Raw genomic sequence first — 15709 nt, forward strand, 5'->3', positions numbered from 1 at the left:
GAAATGAACGTCATGGAGAACACCCTAAACCAGGCAGCGGGAATCTTAAATGCAAGTTTCAGACTCACTCTCCCTTGCTACTTTTATTTTTTCTTTCTATGTTTGTTTAACAACATGAATGACTTATCCTTTTCAATCTGTTGAAACATCCGATAATACCAATTGTTTATTTTCCCAACTCCGGAATGGAGCAATCAGGGGCGGGGGATTTTTCCAGGAATAGCAACGTCTTATCCATACTTACTGGTGAATCAATACCAGATGGCATCGAGTGATATAGCCCTGGTCAATAACCCAGTTGTTAACATGACTGTCTTCAATATGCAGAATTATTATATTGGTCAATTGAGGAGCATCAAATGCGTGGCATGTTTTTAACTTTGGCATTTTTTATTTTTCCTCTACAGCCCTTATTAGCAGCACCTTATGAAAACCTTGCCTGGGCGCTGCGTGTACAGACTATTCTGCAAGATCTCCGAGTGCACTGTCACGTTGATGCCAACATTACCGATGAGATGCTGAAAAAGCAGTTTGTGGATAAGACGGTCAGCCATCCCCCGATTATTCTGGCAGCGAAAGCACTTCAGGCTGGCAAGCAAGAGGAATATCGTCAACACATTACTGACGTTCCCTGCCCTGACGGGCCAACAGCCCCATAACCTTCCTCGGGAGGCATTATGCGTCGTCTTGCATTGTTACTGGTCATGGGTGTACCGATGTTGACCCAAGCCAGTGGTCTGTATCTGTATGAAATCGGCACTGAGGATGTCGGTCTGGCAGGCGCAGGACAGGCTGCTCGCGCCCAGGATGCCTCGACCCTCATGACCAACCCGGCGGGTATGACACGTCTCCCTGATCACATGCTTACCACTGGCTTACAGGCACTCTATGGCGATACTCCGTATACACTGGACAGTGATGCTGCCCTTAAAGGAAACAGCCCTGGCAACACGATTGGATGGTTTCCCGCAGCCAGCATGTTCTACCATCAACGCATTAATGACCGCTGGTCCGCGGGTATCGGTCTTTATGGCAATTACGGGCTAGGGCTTGATTTTGGCAATTGGGCCGGGGAACAGCTGATTAAAAAAAGCACTTTGCTGGCGATGACATTAAGTCCTGCCGTTGCCTGGAAAATCAATGACCGTCTCTCATGGGGACTGGGGCTCGGCATTAACTACGGTTTTTTATCTCTGACTCGCAACGTTGATGGTCAGGATGCTAAGACCACCGACCATGACTGGGCACTAAACTTCCGTACCGGGCTGCTGATGCAGGTTACTGATGCCACCCGTGTCGGTCTCGCCTATACCAGCAAAACGCAATACCACTTTAATGTGGCTCCTGAGGTGCGCTTCCCGCAACTTAACAATCTCTCCTGGCGCTTGCCAATTTCCGCCGAAGTGAACGCCCCAGATCAACTGATGTTGAGTGTGGTCCATGACCTCAACCCACAATGGTCATTGCTGGGCGATCTTGGCTGGCAGAACTGGAGCACATATGGCAGCAATCAAATCACAGTCAACGGACAAGTCCCGGCACGAGAAAATAAACTTCAGGATACCTGGCATACCGCTTTCGGTGTGCAATTTCGTCCGGATGATCAATGGCGCTTCAATACAGGTATCGCATACGACAGTAGTTTCTATAAAGATCAGGATGATACCTCAATGACCATGCCTTCCGGCGCAGCCTGGCGTTATGGCATAGGTGCCCAATATCAATTAACAGCGTCCAGCAACATTGGGGCCGCATTTGAGTATGTCAATATGGCATCGTCGTCTGTCTCTTCCCCGTTACTGAAGGGTACCTACCATGATCCCAATCTCTATTTTTTTAGCATGAACTACAGCTACCAGTTCTGAGGGAGAATGGACGATGAGGAGGGGGGTTTACCTGGGATGTTGCCTGCTGCTGTTCTCAACTATTATCTGGGGGGCCGAACCACGCCAGGCTCCCTCGCCTGAAGAAAAAGCCCGCACGCTGACATTACTCAACCAACCGGTTGTCATGTTGCAAGCCAGCTTCGGTCTGACTACGCCGCAAGAACGCGTGCGGCGCATCATGCTACAACTTCGCAGCCTTGACGAGGCTGATTTGCAGCATCCGGTCCAGACACAATTATTGACGCGTTATAACCAATCAGGGGTGTTGTTTTCTATCAATCACAAGCCCTTTATGTTGCTGGTACAGTCCGATCTTGATGAAGGAGATGACCTGACGCTCACCGAGGCAGCCGAACGCGTGAGACAGCGTCTTGAAGCTTTACGCACCTCGCTAAAAGAACAATATTCATCGCAGTACCAGTGGCAGGCATTGGCAAAAAGTGTTGCAGGTGCAGTGGCTCTCGCCGGGTTAATCATCTTATGCTGGCGTGCGACACGGCTGATTTCACGGGTTGACATTTCTGACGACACAGTACGTAAACACATTTTACCTGCTCCGATGCGCAGCTTTTTAGGACCATTCAAATTACGCGTCTGCCAGACGGTTCTGACGATAATTTGCCTTGGGGCCAGCTATCTCTGGTTAAGCTGGGTGCTTCGCCTGTTTCCCTACACACGAAAATGGGGGATGGAGCTTGGGGGCTATGCCCTCTCCCTGCTCCAGAGTCTGGGACTCAACATTCTCTCCGCCCTGCCAGGGTTGTTTATTGTCGCCGTTATTTTCCTCATCACCGCCTTTTTCACACGCATGATTCGGTTGATTTTACGCCGGGTTGAAACCGGAAGTCTCAGTATTCCCGGATTGCACCCAGAAACCGTGGGAGTGACCCGGCGGTTAATCAGCGTAGTTATTTGGTTATTTGCCCTGTCTGCCGCTTATCCCTTTCTACCCGGTGCTAATTCACTGGCATTCAAGGGGATAAGTGTATTTTTCGGTTTGATGCTAACACTGGGTTCAGCTGGTGTGATGAACCATGCAATGAGCGGTCTGGTGCTAACCTATTCGCGCGCACTACGCAAAGGTGATGTTATCCGCATCAACGATAATGAGGGGGTGGTAACGGAAGTCGGCATGTTGGCAACCAAACTTTTAACACGAGAGAATCACGAAGTCACCGTCCCCAATGCGGTGGTGGTCAGCGGCAAGATCACTAACCTGAGTGCCCCCTTGAAAGGAGGAGGACTCACTCTGACCACCAGTGTCACTATTGGCTATGACACCCCATGGCGGCAGGTGCACAGTATGCTGGAACTGGCTGCAAACCGAACCCGAGCTATTGACCACCATATACAGCCGATTGTCAGACAACTGGCATTGATGGACTGGTATGTCGCCTATGAACTCCAGGTGCGTTTACCTAAGGATGCGGTGCTGGCTGCTGCCAGAAGTGAATTGCATTGTAATATTCAGGATGTATTCAATGAGTTTGGCGTCCAGATTATGTCACCAAACTTTATTGCTCAACCAGAGACGGTGGTGATAGTGAAGCCGGAGAACTGGTACAGTCCCCCGGCAAAAAGAGCGGATTCAGGCTGAAAAGATACTAAGGTTAATCCTGGATTCAACGAAGCATTATATTTATTGATTTAAATCATGATTTACTCTCGGCCCTTTGAATTTTCTTAAGGAAGGACTATCGTTAATCTTACATAGAAAAACAAGCCAGTGTTTTATTTCCAGGCATATACATTTTTCTTGTTATCAATAATTTGAAATAAATTACCAGTACTCAACAGGGGGGTTAATCTGCCACCCATTTTTTACATTCCTTGTTAAGCACCAGTCTATTTTGGCCAGACCGCAATTTTATGCGGTCCGTAAGACTGATTTTTTATCAAGGAGGTGACCCTATTTTGACAGGCATTACTTTTAAGCCGTAAATCCGAACCCACTTGTCACGGAGCGCAGAAATGTCACAAATACCTTTTTGCAAATCGTTGCTTGCCTCTTCTCTGCTGGCTGCGGCGTGCTGTTCCTGGAGTGTATATGCAGCACCAGATAACAGTACAAAGACAACCGCACCAGAACAGAACAAAGCTAAACCCAATATTGTGGTGATTTTTGGTGATGATATCGGTTACTGGAATCTCAGTACTTATAACCAGGGAATGATGGGGTATAAGACACCGAATATAGACAGTATTGCTGCCGAAGGTGCCAAATTTACCTCTTATTACGCTGAACAAAGTTCTACTGCGGGCCGTTCCGCTTTTATTACAGGCCAGATGCCTTTTCGTACTGGCCTGAGTAAAGTGGGAATGCCGGGCGCACCACAAGGTTTACAGAAAGAAGATCCCACCATTGCCAATATTCTTAAACAACTGGGCTACGCCACCGGCCAGTTTGGTAAGAACCACCTTGGCGATCGCGATGAATTTCTCCCCACCGCCCATGGCTTCGATGAATTTATGGGCAATCTCTATCACCTGAACGCGGAAGAAGAACCGGAAAATCCAGATTATCCGAAAGACCCTGCGTTCCGTAAGCAATTCGGTCCGCGCGGGGTCATCAAAAGTACGGCCGACGGAAAAATTGAAGACACCGGCGCCTTAACCGTTAAGCGCATGGAAACGGTTGATGATGAGACGCTGGCAGCGAACAATGATTTTATGGAACGTCAGGTTAAAGCCGGTAAACCCTTCTTTGCCTGGTACAACACCACGCGTATGCACAACAAAACCCACCTCAAACCGGACAGTATTGGTGTGACCGGGTTAGGTACCTATGCCGATGGCATGGTGGAGCACGATAAGACCATCGGCGAAGTGTTGAAGAAAATCAAAGATCTCGGTATCGAGGATAACACTATCGTTATCTACACCACCGATAACGGTCCAATGTTGGCTACCTGGCCGGACTCAGGGATGACCCCGTTCCGGGGTGAGAAAAATACCGGCTGGGAGGGTGGCTTCCGCGTACCGGCGATGATCCGTTGGCCTGGGCATATTAAACCCGGCACGGTGATCAACGATATTTTCGCCAGCTATGACTGGTTCCCAACTCTGGTCGCAGCAGCAGGCGATCCCAACATCACCCAAGAGTTGTTGAAAGGCTATAAGACCAGTGCCATGACCTATAAGGTACATCTGGACGGGTATAACCAACTTGATTTCCTCCAGGGCAAGGGACCGGATCAGCGTAAAGAGTTCTTCTACTGGAGTGATGATGGCGATCTGCTCGCCATCCGCTATAGCCGTTGGAAAGCGCACTTTATGATTCAGGAGCACAGCGGTATCGACGTATGGCGCTACCCCTTCACCAAATTGCGCTCGCCGTTGCTGTTCGATCTGGAAGTGGATCCTCTGGAAAAAGGCGATACCGGTATGGATTACAACAACTGGTTCTATAGCAGGTTGTTCCTGTTGGGTGGTGCGCAGAAATATGTAGGGGAAATGCTGCAAAGCTTCAAAGAATTCCCACCGCGCCAGAAGCCAGGTTCCTTCACCGTGTCTGATGTCCAGTCACTGATTGAACAAGGCAGTCCAGGAAATAACTAAGGCCATCATCAATAAGACGGGCGGGTCTCCGCCCGTATCTGGAGGGAATGATGAAATACACTACGACGCTTCCTTTACGTCCGTTACCCTCGGCCGAAAAGTACAACGGCAAAGGACCGGCTTATCAGCGCCGCTTTCATGTGATGGCCAAGCCCACCGGATCGCGATGCAATATTGACTGTACCTACTGTTTTTATCTGCACAAAGAAAACCTGTTGCACCAGGAGCGTTCTGCCGGAATGAGCGACGAGGTACTGGAACAGTTTATCCGCCAATATATTGATGGCCAGGACGGTGAACAGGTGGTGTTCTCGTGGCAGGGAGGTGAACCGACCCTGATGGGACTGGAGTATTTCGAAAAAGTGATTACTTTACAAAAGAAATACCAAAAACCCGGTCAGCGCATTGAAAATGATCTGCAAACCAATGGCATCCTGATTAATGACAACTGGGCGAGATTTCTCAAGCAACATCACTTTCTCGTTGGCCTGTCCATTGATGGCCCGGCAGAATTACACGATCGTTATCGGATTACCCGCAGCGGTAAACCCACTTTCGACAAAGTCATGGAGGGGGTAGCGGCGCTAAAACGCCATCAGGTGCCGTTCAATGCGCTGGTGACCGTCAACCGTACCAATGCGCGCTTCCCGCTGGAAGTATACCGCTTTCTTACCCGTGAATTGGGCGCAACCTATATTCAGTTCAATCCCTGCGTCGAACCGCGAGAGTTTCAACAAACTGCGCCTCATTTCTGGCGCGATGACAGTATCCCGGTAACCGGGACACGTCGTGCCCATCCCGGGGATCTCGACTCTATCGTCACCGACTGGTCAGTTGACCCGGATGACTGGGGGCGTTTTCTGATCAAGGTATTTGAAGAGTGGGTCAATAACGATCTGGGCCGGGTCCAGGTCAATCTGTTTGAAACGGCCGTGGCGCAAACGATGGGCAAACCGGCACAGATTTGCGTCACGTCTGAATTCTGTGGCAAAGGATTGGCCATTGAGAAGAATGGCGACATTTTTGCCTGCGATCACTATGTCTATCCTGAGTATCAACTGGGCAATATTCACACCAACTCGCTGGCACATCTTGCCTTTTCCGAGCGGCAAAAAGCCTTTGGTATGGGCAAGCGCGACACGCTACCGCGTGCCTGCAAACAGTGCCCTTATCTGAAACTGTGCTGGGGTGAGTGCCCAAAAAATCGCATCGTGCGCAGCAGTGATGGCGAGCTTGGTCTCAATTATCTCTGCCCCGGTATCAAAGCCTTTTTTGATTATGCCCAACCGATCCTGGTAGGTATCGCCACTCTGATCCAGCAACAACAGCAGGAGCATGCCTGATGGAATTACGCCAAAAACTGCTGGCACTGGAAGCCAGCATGAATGAGCAAGTGATCGGCCAGCACGAATTGGTTCGCATGCTGCTCATTGCCTTGTTGTGTGATGGGCACGTCTTATTGGAAGGTTTACCTGGTCTTGCCAAGACGCGAGCTGTGCGCGCACTGGCAGGTCACCTTGAAGGGGAATATCGTCGTATTCAATTTACACCTGACCTGTTGCCTTCCGACATAACCGGCAGCGAGATTTATCAACAGCATGCCGAGCGAGAAGAAGATCAGTTCCGGTTTCGTCCTGGCCCGGTGTTTGGCAACATTATCCTGGCAGATGAAATAAATCGCGCCTCTGCCCGCGTCCAGTCAGCGCTACTGGAAGCGATGGAGGAACGTCATGTTACCGTTGCAGGGAAGACATGGCCTCTGCCTGGCGTATTTATGGTGCTGGCAACGCAGAATCCGGTGGATCAGGAAGGTACCTGGCCACTACCGGAAGCACAGTTGGATCGTTTCCTCATGAAAGTCATTGTTGACTATCCCTCCAGAGAGAATGAGCAGCGAGTGATGCAACTGGTCCGGTCTGAACAACAGGCGAAGTACCAGACGGCTGATAGCACACCGGCCAAACACCAAACTGACATCACTCTCGACCAGCAAAGCATTGCTGAATGCTGGCGTGCTATAGCCAGCATTTATGTCGCGCCTGCGGTGGAAAATTACATTGTGAATTTGGTTGAGATGACACGCCAGCCACAGCAGGTAAGCGATGCTTTTGCCAGTTATATCAGCCTTGGTGTCAGCCCACGCGGCACCCTTGCACTGGACCGCTGCGGGCGAGCTTACGCCTGGCTTGAGGGGCGTGATGCGGTTCTGCCTGAAGACATCCGCCGTATTGCCCCAGCAGTGTTACGCCATCGTCTGCTGCTGAGCTACCAGGCTGCCGCAGATAACTGTCTCGCCGATGATGCTGTCCGTATGCTGCTTGACGCGGTGGTGGCCTGATGAGCGGCGGAGTGACCATCGATAAAGCCGCACTCATGGCGTTAGCCAGTGCAGCACATCAGCTCAACAACCCACCCGGCCAAATTCCCCCAGGCGCGATGTCCGGTGAACGTACATCACGTCAGCAGGGACGTGGCCTTAACTTTGACAGCCTGCGCCGCTATCAACCCGGCGACGATGTACGTTTAATTGACTGGCAAGCCACCGCACGCTTACGTTCGCCATGGATTCGACTCTATAACGAAGAACGCGAACGCCCGGTTTTTTTACTCGTTGACCAGCGGCTCGATATGTTTTTTAGTACCCGCAATCAGACTAAATCCGTCGCCGCTGCTTCGGTCGCTGCTTTACTGGCCTGGCGCAGTTGGCATGATGGCGATCGTCTTGGCGCGGTAGTGTTTAACGATGACGAAATGCGGGTTCACCCCTGCCGTTCACCACGCGTTACGCTGCCACGTCTGTTTGACGATCTTAGCCAGTTTAATCAGCAACTGCCTGAGCGCCTCCGCGCCAATCGCACTGGGCCAGTGCGGTTGGCCGCGGTGCTACAGCGCCTCACGAGCCTGCTTCCGCCGGGAAGTTGGCTGGCGTTAATCAGCGATTTTCACGATCTGGATCGCCAAAGCGAAGCTTTGCTGGCCAGCTTGAGGCAACGTGCGGAAATGACCGCCTGGGTCACCCTCGACGATCTGCATTTACATTTACCTGCCAGCGGCAATTTAACCGCACATTACGCCAGCGACGAAGTGGCATTCGCACTCACACCAGCGCTACGCACTGCGTTGCAGGACAAAGTTTCAGCCCGCCTCGCCACGCAAAAACAGCGTCTGCAACGACCCGGTATTGCGGTGCGAAATATTGTGGTTGGACAACCGTTGCTACCGCAGCTACAGCAGGAGGACTTCCATGCTGGCAAAAGGATTTAGCGTACCGGATTTACAGCACCCAGCATTGCCCGCTTTCCCTACATGGTTCCCGTTACCGCCCGGTTGGAGCGTGTTGGCAGTGATATTATTCGCTCTGTTGTTTATCTGGCTCAGCCAGCGGTTGGTACGCTATCGCCGCAACCGCTGGCGACGTGAAGCACGGCGGACATTACAAAATATTCACAGCGCCGATGAGTGGCTTTGGCTAATTAAACGAGTGTTGCTGGTGCATCACGCCCGAGCGGCTGTCAGCGAGTTACTGTCGGCACAAGCCATTCTGCAACAGACACCGCTTGACGATGCATCTTGCCAACAACTAAGTCAGCGCTATTGCCAGCGCGATGCCATGCTGGAACCAGAACTGAACCGGCACGTTCGTCAACAGGTCAGCCACTGGCTGGAGGGACTACCTGATGTCTGAATGGCTTGCACGTCTCGATTTTGCCTGGCCATGGGCATGGCTGCTGTTGCCACTTCCCTGGCTAGTGCAGTTCTTATTGCCAGGCGATCCCCCCGAGCAGGATTCTGTTCGAGTCCCTTTTCTGCCTGAACTGATCGAGACACTCAAGCCCACAAGCCCACATGCCGTATCTGATATTCGGACGCGTTTGCAATTCTGGCCGATCTGGCTTCTGCTGGTGTGCGCGCTGGCACGCCCGGAATATATCATGCCACCGCAGCAGATGATTCAACCTATGCGTAATATCGTGCTCGCTCTGGATGTCTCCGGCTCAATGGAAAAAAATGATGCAGATGGACGTATAACGCGCTTACAGGCAGTACAAAAAACAGTGAAAACCTTTATTGCCAAACGCAAAGATGATCGCATCGGTTTGGTGATCTTTGCCAGCCAGGCGTGGCCATTCGCCCCCCTCAGCGCTGATAAGAACGCGCTGCTGACACGCATATCCCAATTAAGTCCTGGCATGATCGGTCAGCAAACCGCGATCGGTGATGCGCTGGGTGTCGCCGTCAAACAACTGGATAGCAGCCTGGCTACGGATGCCGGCAAAATGGTTATCCTGCTGACCGATGGTAATGATACCGCCTCTCAACTCCCCCCGATACTGGCCGCACAGCTGGCTGCGGCTCACCACGTTCTGGTGCATACCATCGCGTTTGGTGACAGTGACAGCAGCGGCGAGGACAAGGTTGATCTCGAACTGCTGCAACAGATTGCACAGCAAACCGGTGGGCGGATGTGGCAGGCCGCCAAAGGCGGCGAGTCACTGGATCAGGTCTGGCAACAAATCGATGCATTGACGCCTCAGCAGGTCAAAACACTGGGGTGGTCATGGCACCGCCCGTTGTTCCATTGGCCCCTTACTGCGGCGCTACTCCTTTTATTACTTGTGACGCTGTTACAACGCATTAAAGAGGGGCGGTCATGAGTGATTTTCATTTCCTTTATCCGTGGCGATTATTGGCGCTGCTTTTATGCCCATTGTTATTCCTGATAACTTTCCGGGCAAAAAGCGCCTGGTATCGCATCATGGATAAATCGTTGGCGGATGCACTGGTCGTCAAAAAATCACGCCGCTGGCAGCAGAGTTTACCCTGGCTGTTCGCCCTGGCGATCCTCGCGCTGGCTGGTCCTAGTTGGCAAAAGGTTTTACCTGATGCCTTGACTCCCAAGAGCAATGTGATGGTAATTCTGCAACAGGATCTCAGCATGCTGGCGCAGGACTTACCCCCCAACCGCCAGCAGCGTGTTCAACAAAAGCTGATGGCGCTGATGCAGCAGATGCCCGGTAGCCGTTTTGGCTTGGTGGTTTATCGCGCGCAGGCTTTTCTCACTACTCCGCTCACTGATGACCTGGCGTTTTATTCACTGTTTTTATACGCCCAGCAGCCACAACAGTTACCTGACGCACAGGGCTCTGGTCTACAGGCCGCCTTTCGACTGGCAAATCAATATCTGCCCAATGACGACCAGTCGCCCCGCGCTCTGGTGTTAGTAGCCGATAGTCTCAGCAGTGAAGACGCCCGCTGGTTACAGCAGCAGTCCTTACCATTACAGATTTGGGTGCCTGGCACATCGCGGGGCGGCCCCCTGCCAGAGGCTCTGGCTGGACGGGGTATTGACTCGCGCCTGAACGTTGCACGCTTTGAACAAATGCAGGACAGCGGAATCCCGGTGACCTTGTTGTCAGTAACCGATAATCAGGATTTACAGGCGCTGATCGCACATATCCAGCAAACCGCCAGCGAACAACAAAATGCACGGAAAGATTTACAGTGGAAGAATAGTGGCTACTGGTTGCTTTTGCCGATGATGGCGCTCCTCCTGATGTGGCGCAGGCAACTACTCTGCCTGGTATTACTGCCGCTATTGCTGATGACAGCCCCCTACAGCAAGGCGGCCTGGCTTGATGCCTGGGTTCCCCCCGACATTCAGGGGCAACATGCCTTTGACCGTGGTGATTACGCTACAGCGGCGGCACATTATCACGATCCCCTGCGCCGGGCGGTCGCCTTCTATTTCGCCGCTGACTATACGGCAGCACTTAACGCATTTCGCCAGCTTCCCGCTTCAGCCGATAACCTGCTGTGGACCGGTAATTGTTATGCGCAGATGAAGCAATGGCAGCAAGCGCTAAATAGCTATGACCAGGCATTGAGCCTGCGTCCCGACTGGTCTATGGCACGCGAAAATCGCAGAAAAATATCACTTATTATCATGGAGTTGAGAAAAAAAGAACGGGAGCGTCAGGCGAGTCAGGGCGAACAAGCTGATGAAGACCCGGATGCGATTAAGCAAGATCTGAAGGCTGATGAAGGTGTAAATCAACAGGATATCAAGCCGCTGGCGAGTGCCAGCCCGCAGCTATCGCAATGGTATGACAATCTTTCATTGTCCCCCGGCGGCCTGCTGGAAAACCTCTATCATGCTGCGCCAGAGGAGACACCATGAAAGCCTTTATTGCGCTTTTACTGCTATGGTTACCCGTTGCCTATGCGGAAATGGACGTAACGCGAGAGCTGGTCGCCCCTGATCATCTGGTCCCCGGCCAGCCCGCAACCGTCGCAATCACATTCTGGACGGATAGCTGGTTCAACCCGGCTCCTGATTGGCCAGTCATGCCGGTGGAGAATGGCAATCTGCTCAACGCCACACCACCCAATCAGTTGGTCAGCCGTCAGAGCCGGGGTATCAGCTGGAGCGGTGTGCGGTTGGAACGAAAAGTGGTGGCGTGGGATCAGGGTGAACTGCACCTGCCTGCGCTGGAAATTACCCTGCACTCCTCCGGTCAACCGCCAAAGACTGTGCAACTTACTGCACTGGCAAGAAAGGTGAGCTGGCCCAGTGGAGTGGAACAACCCGATCGCTTTTTACCGGCTAGTAGTCTGTCGTTACAGCAAGAATGGCAGACCTACCCGGCCACATCCGATAAACAACTGCATGTTGGTGATGTCGTGGAGCGGATCGTGACACTAAAAGCGACAGATGTGACATCATCACAAATCCCCACATTGCTATATGCCATCCCCGGAAGCGAAACGCAAAAAATGGCTGTACAAAACACGGTGCTGACACGAGGACGTGATGAGCAAGTTGGCGTCGCACGGGTGGAACGGCTGCGATATTTACCAACACAACCAGGATCGTTGTCGATCCCCCCCCTGCAACTACGCTGGTGGGATACCACGCACCAGCAGTGGCAGCAGGCCATCTTACCGGGCGCACAGTATCGTTTCGTCCCTGCCCGGGATGTCGGGAGCGAAAAAATCCTGCGCGCAAAAATACCTTTTGCCTGGGCGAGTGATGCATTGTGGCTACTGTTGGCACTACTTTTTCTCATACTGTTGTGGTTTTGTCGCCAACCCCTGTTCCGTGCCTGCCGCTTTCTGTGGCAGCGCATACGCTTTATTTATCGCGTTATTCCCTTACCTAATCTGATACCAGACAGGAGAAAATCATGACCAAAGTGTTACTTTTTCTCGCACTCTTTTTACCAACCTCGGGATTGCTCGCAGACACTGGCGACGCCCTTAGCGCCTGGAACAATACTCCGTCTCGCCAGACAATTGAACGCTGGCTGGCCGATGCCACCACCGAAGGTAATCCCGGTTATATTCCGCCACAACAGCGTTATGTCGTATTTGATAATGACGGTACCCTATGGCCAGAAGCGCCCATGACTTTTCAATTGCAATTTGCCTTTGATGAAATCAAACGACTGGCTCCTCAGCATCCAGAGTGGCAAAAGGATGCCCTGGTAAACGCGATTTTGAAAAATGATCTGGCAACGGTGGCAAAATCGGGCCAGTCAGGACTCATGCATCTGTTGACCTTAACCCACAGCAATATGACTACCGATGAATTTGACCAACGCGTCACGCAATGGTTGGCACGCGAACGCCATCCACGCTTCGGATGCCGCTATGACCAACTCGGCTATCTGCCGATGCGCCAACTGCTCGATACCCTGCGATCTCATGGTTTTAAAACCTGGATCATCTCTGGTGGCGGCATTGATTTTATGCGTCAGGTGGCTGAAAAGATGTATGGCATTCCGCCTGAACAGGTTGTTGGATCATTCTCTCTCGCAGAGTTTGCGCTGACAAACAACGGAACTCAGCTACGCAAGACCATGAACGGCGCGTTTTACGATGATGAAGCGATGAAACCGGTTGCCATTCATTTGTTCATGGGGCATCGTCCTGTCGCTGCATTTGGCAACAGCGATGGGGATGTGCCGATGTTGCAGTACACCTCCGGCAATCCGGCAGCCAAAACTTTTGGCCTGTTGATACACCATACCGACGGTGTCCGGGAGTATGCTTACGATGCCCATCCCAGCGCCAGCGGCAAGCTGGTAAATGGTCTGACTCTGGCACCACACTATGGTTGGACCGTGGTCGATATGAAAAAAGACTGGAATCAAGTATTTGATCCGAAGCTTTGTCCACAGGCACAATAAAGTGAAGCGCCGAACTGTTACGTTGTTTTATTCAGCGTAATTTCGGCGTTGTATTCTTTGTGTAATCTGCGCGCCTGAATAAATACCGATTTCCAGTACGGATTGTTTAATGATGAGCGCATCACGCCCTGGCTGGACGAGGCATGGAGAAATTGTTGATCGGTATCGTAAAAACCAACGTGAAGCTCATTCTTGATGCGGAAAAAGACCAGATCACCTGGTTGCAAATGTCCCGGAGTTACCCGTTCACCCATTTGAATTAATTCACGGGTGGTGACGCGCTCCATGGGAATATTGAAACGATCTTTTAATGTTCGCCAGACGAAGCCTGAACAATCCACGCCCGACAATTGCGTGCCGCCCCACTGATAAGGCGTTCCCTGCCAGGAATGCATTTGATCGTGCAGCGCAGCGATCACCGGAATAAGATCGGGCTGTTGCTCTGTTGAATCATTATTAACCTGCTCAGCACGATGGGATGAACAGCCCGCGACAGAGAGAAAAATTATAGCGACCAGCGCTTGGCTAATGGCAGAGGGGTTCATGGCACTCGCTCAATAAAGATTCAGGTTTATACCGCAGGACCGATTACCGGAAAATCAGAATCAACCGGACTTACACGACCTTACCTTAGACTTACTACAGCTTACACCACAATACCAGGATATTTCCTGCGGTAAATAGTTAAAACTTATTTTGGTGAAATAGTCAGCATCGGCAGGATGATTATCACCATCCTGCCGGCCAGAAATAAAACTTAGCTCAAATTATGGCTCAATATTTACCGGAAAAGTTCGCGCTGATACGCTGCGCCAGATAATCCTGAGCGGAAATTGCCGGATATTTTTTCTCCGGTCCTTCAATTATCACGTCTTCATTTGCCTGACAGAAAAATGCCAGACTATAACGCGCCGGTACGGAAACACCAGGCAGCGGATTGGCGACACGATGGAAATTCGACGGCAATTTATCATCACTCCAGCGCATCAGCATGTCGCCAATATTGCAGGTAATCACCCCTTCCAGTGGGGTAATGGGCGTCCATACCTGGTCTTCCATCTCTTTGCCGGGACACACTTGTAAACCACCCTGCCCGTCACGCTGAAATAACAAGGTCAGACAATCGAAATCGGTATGCGCACCGGCACGCCACGGGCCGTCCACCTCCCCGGTGATGGCAAAGTAATGCAGCATACGCAGCGTACTTTGGTAAGTCTCACGGGAAGGTTCATGTGCACGGGTGAAGAAGTCCTCCGGGAAACCGAGTTTCAGGGCAAAGCAGGAGAGCAGTTGCATCCCCACCGCCCAGCACTGACGTTCGAATTTCATCACTTCAGCGCGAAAGCCGGGCAAGGTGTTGTCATCCGGCCACAGGCCATCCATACGCGGCAGGGTGATCTGGTACGACTCTTTGTGGTCAGGTTTGCCAGTGGAAGGACGAATCTGTGCGCGGTATTCCCAGCCTGCATTGCGACTGAGGGGATGACGCGCCTTGTCGCTTTCCGGCAGCGCAAAGAAGCGCTCGGCATTGGCAAAGGCGGCGTTAATATCGTCCAGTGGAATGCCATGACCGGTCACCTGGAAGAAACCAATATCGGTAGCGGCCTGCCAGAGTTGTTCGGCTATTTCATGCTTGCGCTGGTCGAAATCGGAGAGGTCGATAATACGAACTTCGCGCGCCGCTTCACTGCCACGCGCGCCCATGCGTGATTCTTTGGTGAGTTCATGCATGGCGTAAGCTGTTGTCTTTTCCATTGGTACACCTCGTTATAAACAGATAACGGATGACCTGCGCAACAACGGACAGGCCATCCCCGCGCCCGTCTGGCGGGCGATCGAGCAATGACCTACCGGGTAATCACCGCGGCTGACAGCTTCTACTCATTTTTATCACAGGCAATAACTATGCCAGAAACCGCATCGCCCGTAGCGGCGCGATTTATCGCGCAGATGTTGGGCATCACTTGCAAAAGACGCACGATAAATCGTGCCGCTACGGGCGCAGACGCACCACGAAAGTGCAAATCAGCAACTAATGCATCACAAAAAAGCAAAACAACACCAACATACCCACCC

Annotated in this window: 14 protein-coding genes; 12 read left to right on the top strand and 2 right to left on the bottom strand. The window is 51.8% G+C overall.

Annotated elements, in window-relative coordinates:
- Positions 1–359 precede the first annotated feature (359 nt).
- From AC6I8R_RS22355 to AC6I8R_RS22410, 12 genes are all read left to right on the top strand, one after another.
- Positions 360–659, top strand: a complete 300-nt coding sequence (locus AC6I8R_RS22355) for a YicS family protein (protein WP_415173414.1) — start codon at positions 360–362, stop codon at positions 657–659.
- 18 nt (positions 660–677) lie between these two features.
- Positions 678–1865, top strand: a complete 1188-nt coding sequence (locus AC6I8R_RS22360) for an OmpP1/FadL family transporter (protein ID WP_415173415.1) — start codon at positions 678–680, stop codon at positions 1863–1865.
- Between the two features lie 13 nt (positions 1866–1878).
- On the top strand, positions 1879–3483 hold the full coding sequence (locus tag AC6I8R_RS22365; protein ID WP_415173416.1) for a mechanosensitive ion channel family protein: 1605 nt from the start codon (positions 1879–1881) through the stop codon (positions 3481–3483).
- A gap of 374 nt (positions 3484–3857) precedes the next feature.
- Positions 3858–5444: an arylsulfatase gene (locus AC6I8R_RS22370; protein ID WP_415173417.1), complete on the top strand. Its 1587-nt coding sequence runs from the start codon at positions 3858–3860 to the stop codon at positions 5442–5444.
- Between the two features lie 50 nt (positions 5445–5494).
- A complete protein-coding gene (locus tag AC6I8R_RS22375; protein WP_415173433.1) occupies positions 5495–6787 on the top strand; it encodes an anaerobic sulfatase maturase in 1293 nt (430 codons plus the stop codon).
- Positions 6787–7782, top strand: a complete 996-nt coding sequence (locus tag AC6I8R_RS22380) for an AAA family ATPase (protein WP_497832948.1) — start codon at positions 6787–6789, stop codon at positions 7780–7782. Before AC6I8R_RS22375 ends, AC6I8R_RS22380 begins: the two co-directional genes overlap by 1 nt.
- Positions 7782–8708, top strand: a complete 927-nt coding sequence (locus AC6I8R_RS22385) for a DUF58 domain-containing protein (RefSeq protein ID WP_415173419.1) — start codon at positions 7782–7784, stop codon at positions 8706–8708. Before AC6I8R_RS22380 ends, AC6I8R_RS22385 begins: the two co-directional genes overlap by 1 nt.
- A complete protein-coding gene (locus tag AC6I8R_RS22390; protein WP_497832949.1) occupies positions 8689–9129 on the top strand; it encodes a DUF4381 family protein in 441 nt (146 codons plus the stop codon). The genes AC6I8R_RS22385 and AC6I8R_RS22390 overlap by 20 nt, the downstream gene beginning before the upstream one ends.
- The gene (locus tag AC6I8R_RS22395; protein ID WP_415173421.1) at positions 9122–10099 is read left to right on the top strand and encodes a VWA domain-containing protein; all 978 of its coding nucleotides are present in this window, start codon (positions 9122–9124) and stop codon (positions 10097–10099) included. The genes AC6I8R_RS22390 and AC6I8R_RS22395 overlap by 8 nt, the downstream gene beginning before the upstream one ends.
- Positions 10096–11622, top strand: a complete 1527-nt coding sequence (locus AC6I8R_RS22400; protein WP_415173422.1) for a VWA domain-containing protein — start codon at positions 10096–10098, stop codon at positions 11620–11622. Before AC6I8R_RS22395 ends, AC6I8R_RS22400 begins: the two co-directional genes overlap by 4 nt.
- The gene (locus tag AC6I8R_RS22405) at positions 11619–12632 is read left to right on the top strand and encodes an oxygen tolerance domain protein (RefSeq protein WP_415173423.1); all 1014 of its coding nucleotides are present in this window, start codon (positions 11619–11621) and stop codon (positions 12630–12632) included. The genes AC6I8R_RS22400 and AC6I8R_RS22405 overlap by 4 nt, the downstream gene beginning before the upstream one ends.
- Positions 12629–13633, top strand: a complete 1005-nt coding sequence (locus tag AC6I8R_RS22410) for an HAD family hydrolase (protein ID WP_415173424.1) — start codon at positions 12629–12631, stop codon at positions 13631–13633. Before AC6I8R_RS22405 ends, AC6I8R_RS22410 begins: the two co-directional genes overlap by 4 nt.
- A 17-nt stretch (positions 13634–13650) precedes the next feature.
- Here AC6I8R_RS22410 and AC6I8R_RS22415 read toward each other — a convergent pair whose 3' ends face one another.
- Positions 13651–14178 carry a C40 family peptidase gene (locus AC6I8R_RS22415; RefSeq protein ID WP_415173425.1) on the bottom strand — a complete coding sequence of 176 codons (528 nt, stop codon included), beginning with the start codon at positions 14176–14178 and terminating at the stop codon, positions 13651–13653.
- Between the two features lie 229 nt (positions 14179–14407).
- Positions 14408–15388 (bottom strand): isopenicillin N synthase family dioxygenase, encoded by a 981-nt coding sequence (locus AC6I8R_RS22420; protein WP_497832950.1) that lies wholly within the window; start codon positions 15386–15388, stop codon positions 14408–14410.
- Positions 15389–15709 lie beyond the last annotated feature (321 nt).

The organism is Pantoea sp. X-Soil-OKNW-713, from assembly GCF_059730685.1.

Coding starts and splice junctions, on each gene's coding strand:
- AC6I8R_RS22355 (WP_415173414.1), top strand. CDS start 360: ATGCGTGGCATGTTTTTAACTTTGGCATTTTTTATTTTTCCTCTACAG.
- AC6I8R_RS22360 (WP_415173415.1), top strand. CDS start 678: ATGCGTCGTCTTGCATTGTTACTGGTCATGGGTGTACCGATGTTGACC.
- AC6I8R_RS22365 (WP_415173416.1), top strand. CDS start 1,879: ATGAGGAGGGGGGTTTACCTGGGATGTTGCCTGCTGCTGTTCTCAACT.
- AC6I8R_RS22370 (WP_415173417.1), top strand. CDS start 3,858: ATGTCACAAATACCTTTTTGCAAATCGTTGCTTGCCTCTTCTCTGCTG.
- AC6I8R_RS22375 (WP_415173433.1), top strand. CDS start 5,495: ATGAAATACACTACGACGCTTCCTTTACGTCCGTTACCCTCGGCCGAA.
- AC6I8R_RS22380 (WP_497832948.1), top strand. CDS start 6,787: ATGGAATTACGCCAAAAACTGCTGGCACTGGAAGCCAGCATGAATGAG.
- AC6I8R_RS22385 (WP_415173419.1), top strand. CDS start 7,782: ATGAGCGGCGGAGTGACCATCGATAAAGCCGCACTCATGGCGTTAGCC.
- AC6I8R_RS22390 (WP_497832949.1), top strand. CDS start 8,689: ATGCTGGCAAAAGGATTTAGCGTACCGGATTTACAGCACCCAGCATTG.
- AC6I8R_RS22395 (WP_415173421.1), top strand. CDS start 9,122: ATGTCTGAATGGCTTGCACGTCTCGATTTTGCCTGGCCATGGGCATGG.
- AC6I8R_RS22400 (WP_415173422.1), top strand. CDS start 10,096: ATGAGTGATTTTCATTTCCTTTATCCGTGGCGATTATTGGCGCTGCTT.
- AC6I8R_RS22405 (WP_415173423.1), top strand. CDS start 11,619: ATGAAAGCCTTTATTGCGCTTTTACTGCTATGGTTACCCGTTGCCTAT.
- AC6I8R_RS22410 (WP_415173424.1), top strand. CDS start 12,629: ATGACCAAAGTGTTACTTTTTCTCGCACTCTTTTTACCAACCTCGGGA.
- AC6I8R_RS22415 (WP_415173425.1), bottom strand. CDS start 14,178: ATGAACCCCTCTGCCATTAGCCAAGCGCTGGTCGCTATAATTTTTCTC.
- AC6I8R_RS22420 (WP_497832950.1), bottom strand. CDS start 15,388: ATGGAAAAGACAACAGCTTACGCCATGCATGAACTCACCAAAGAATCA.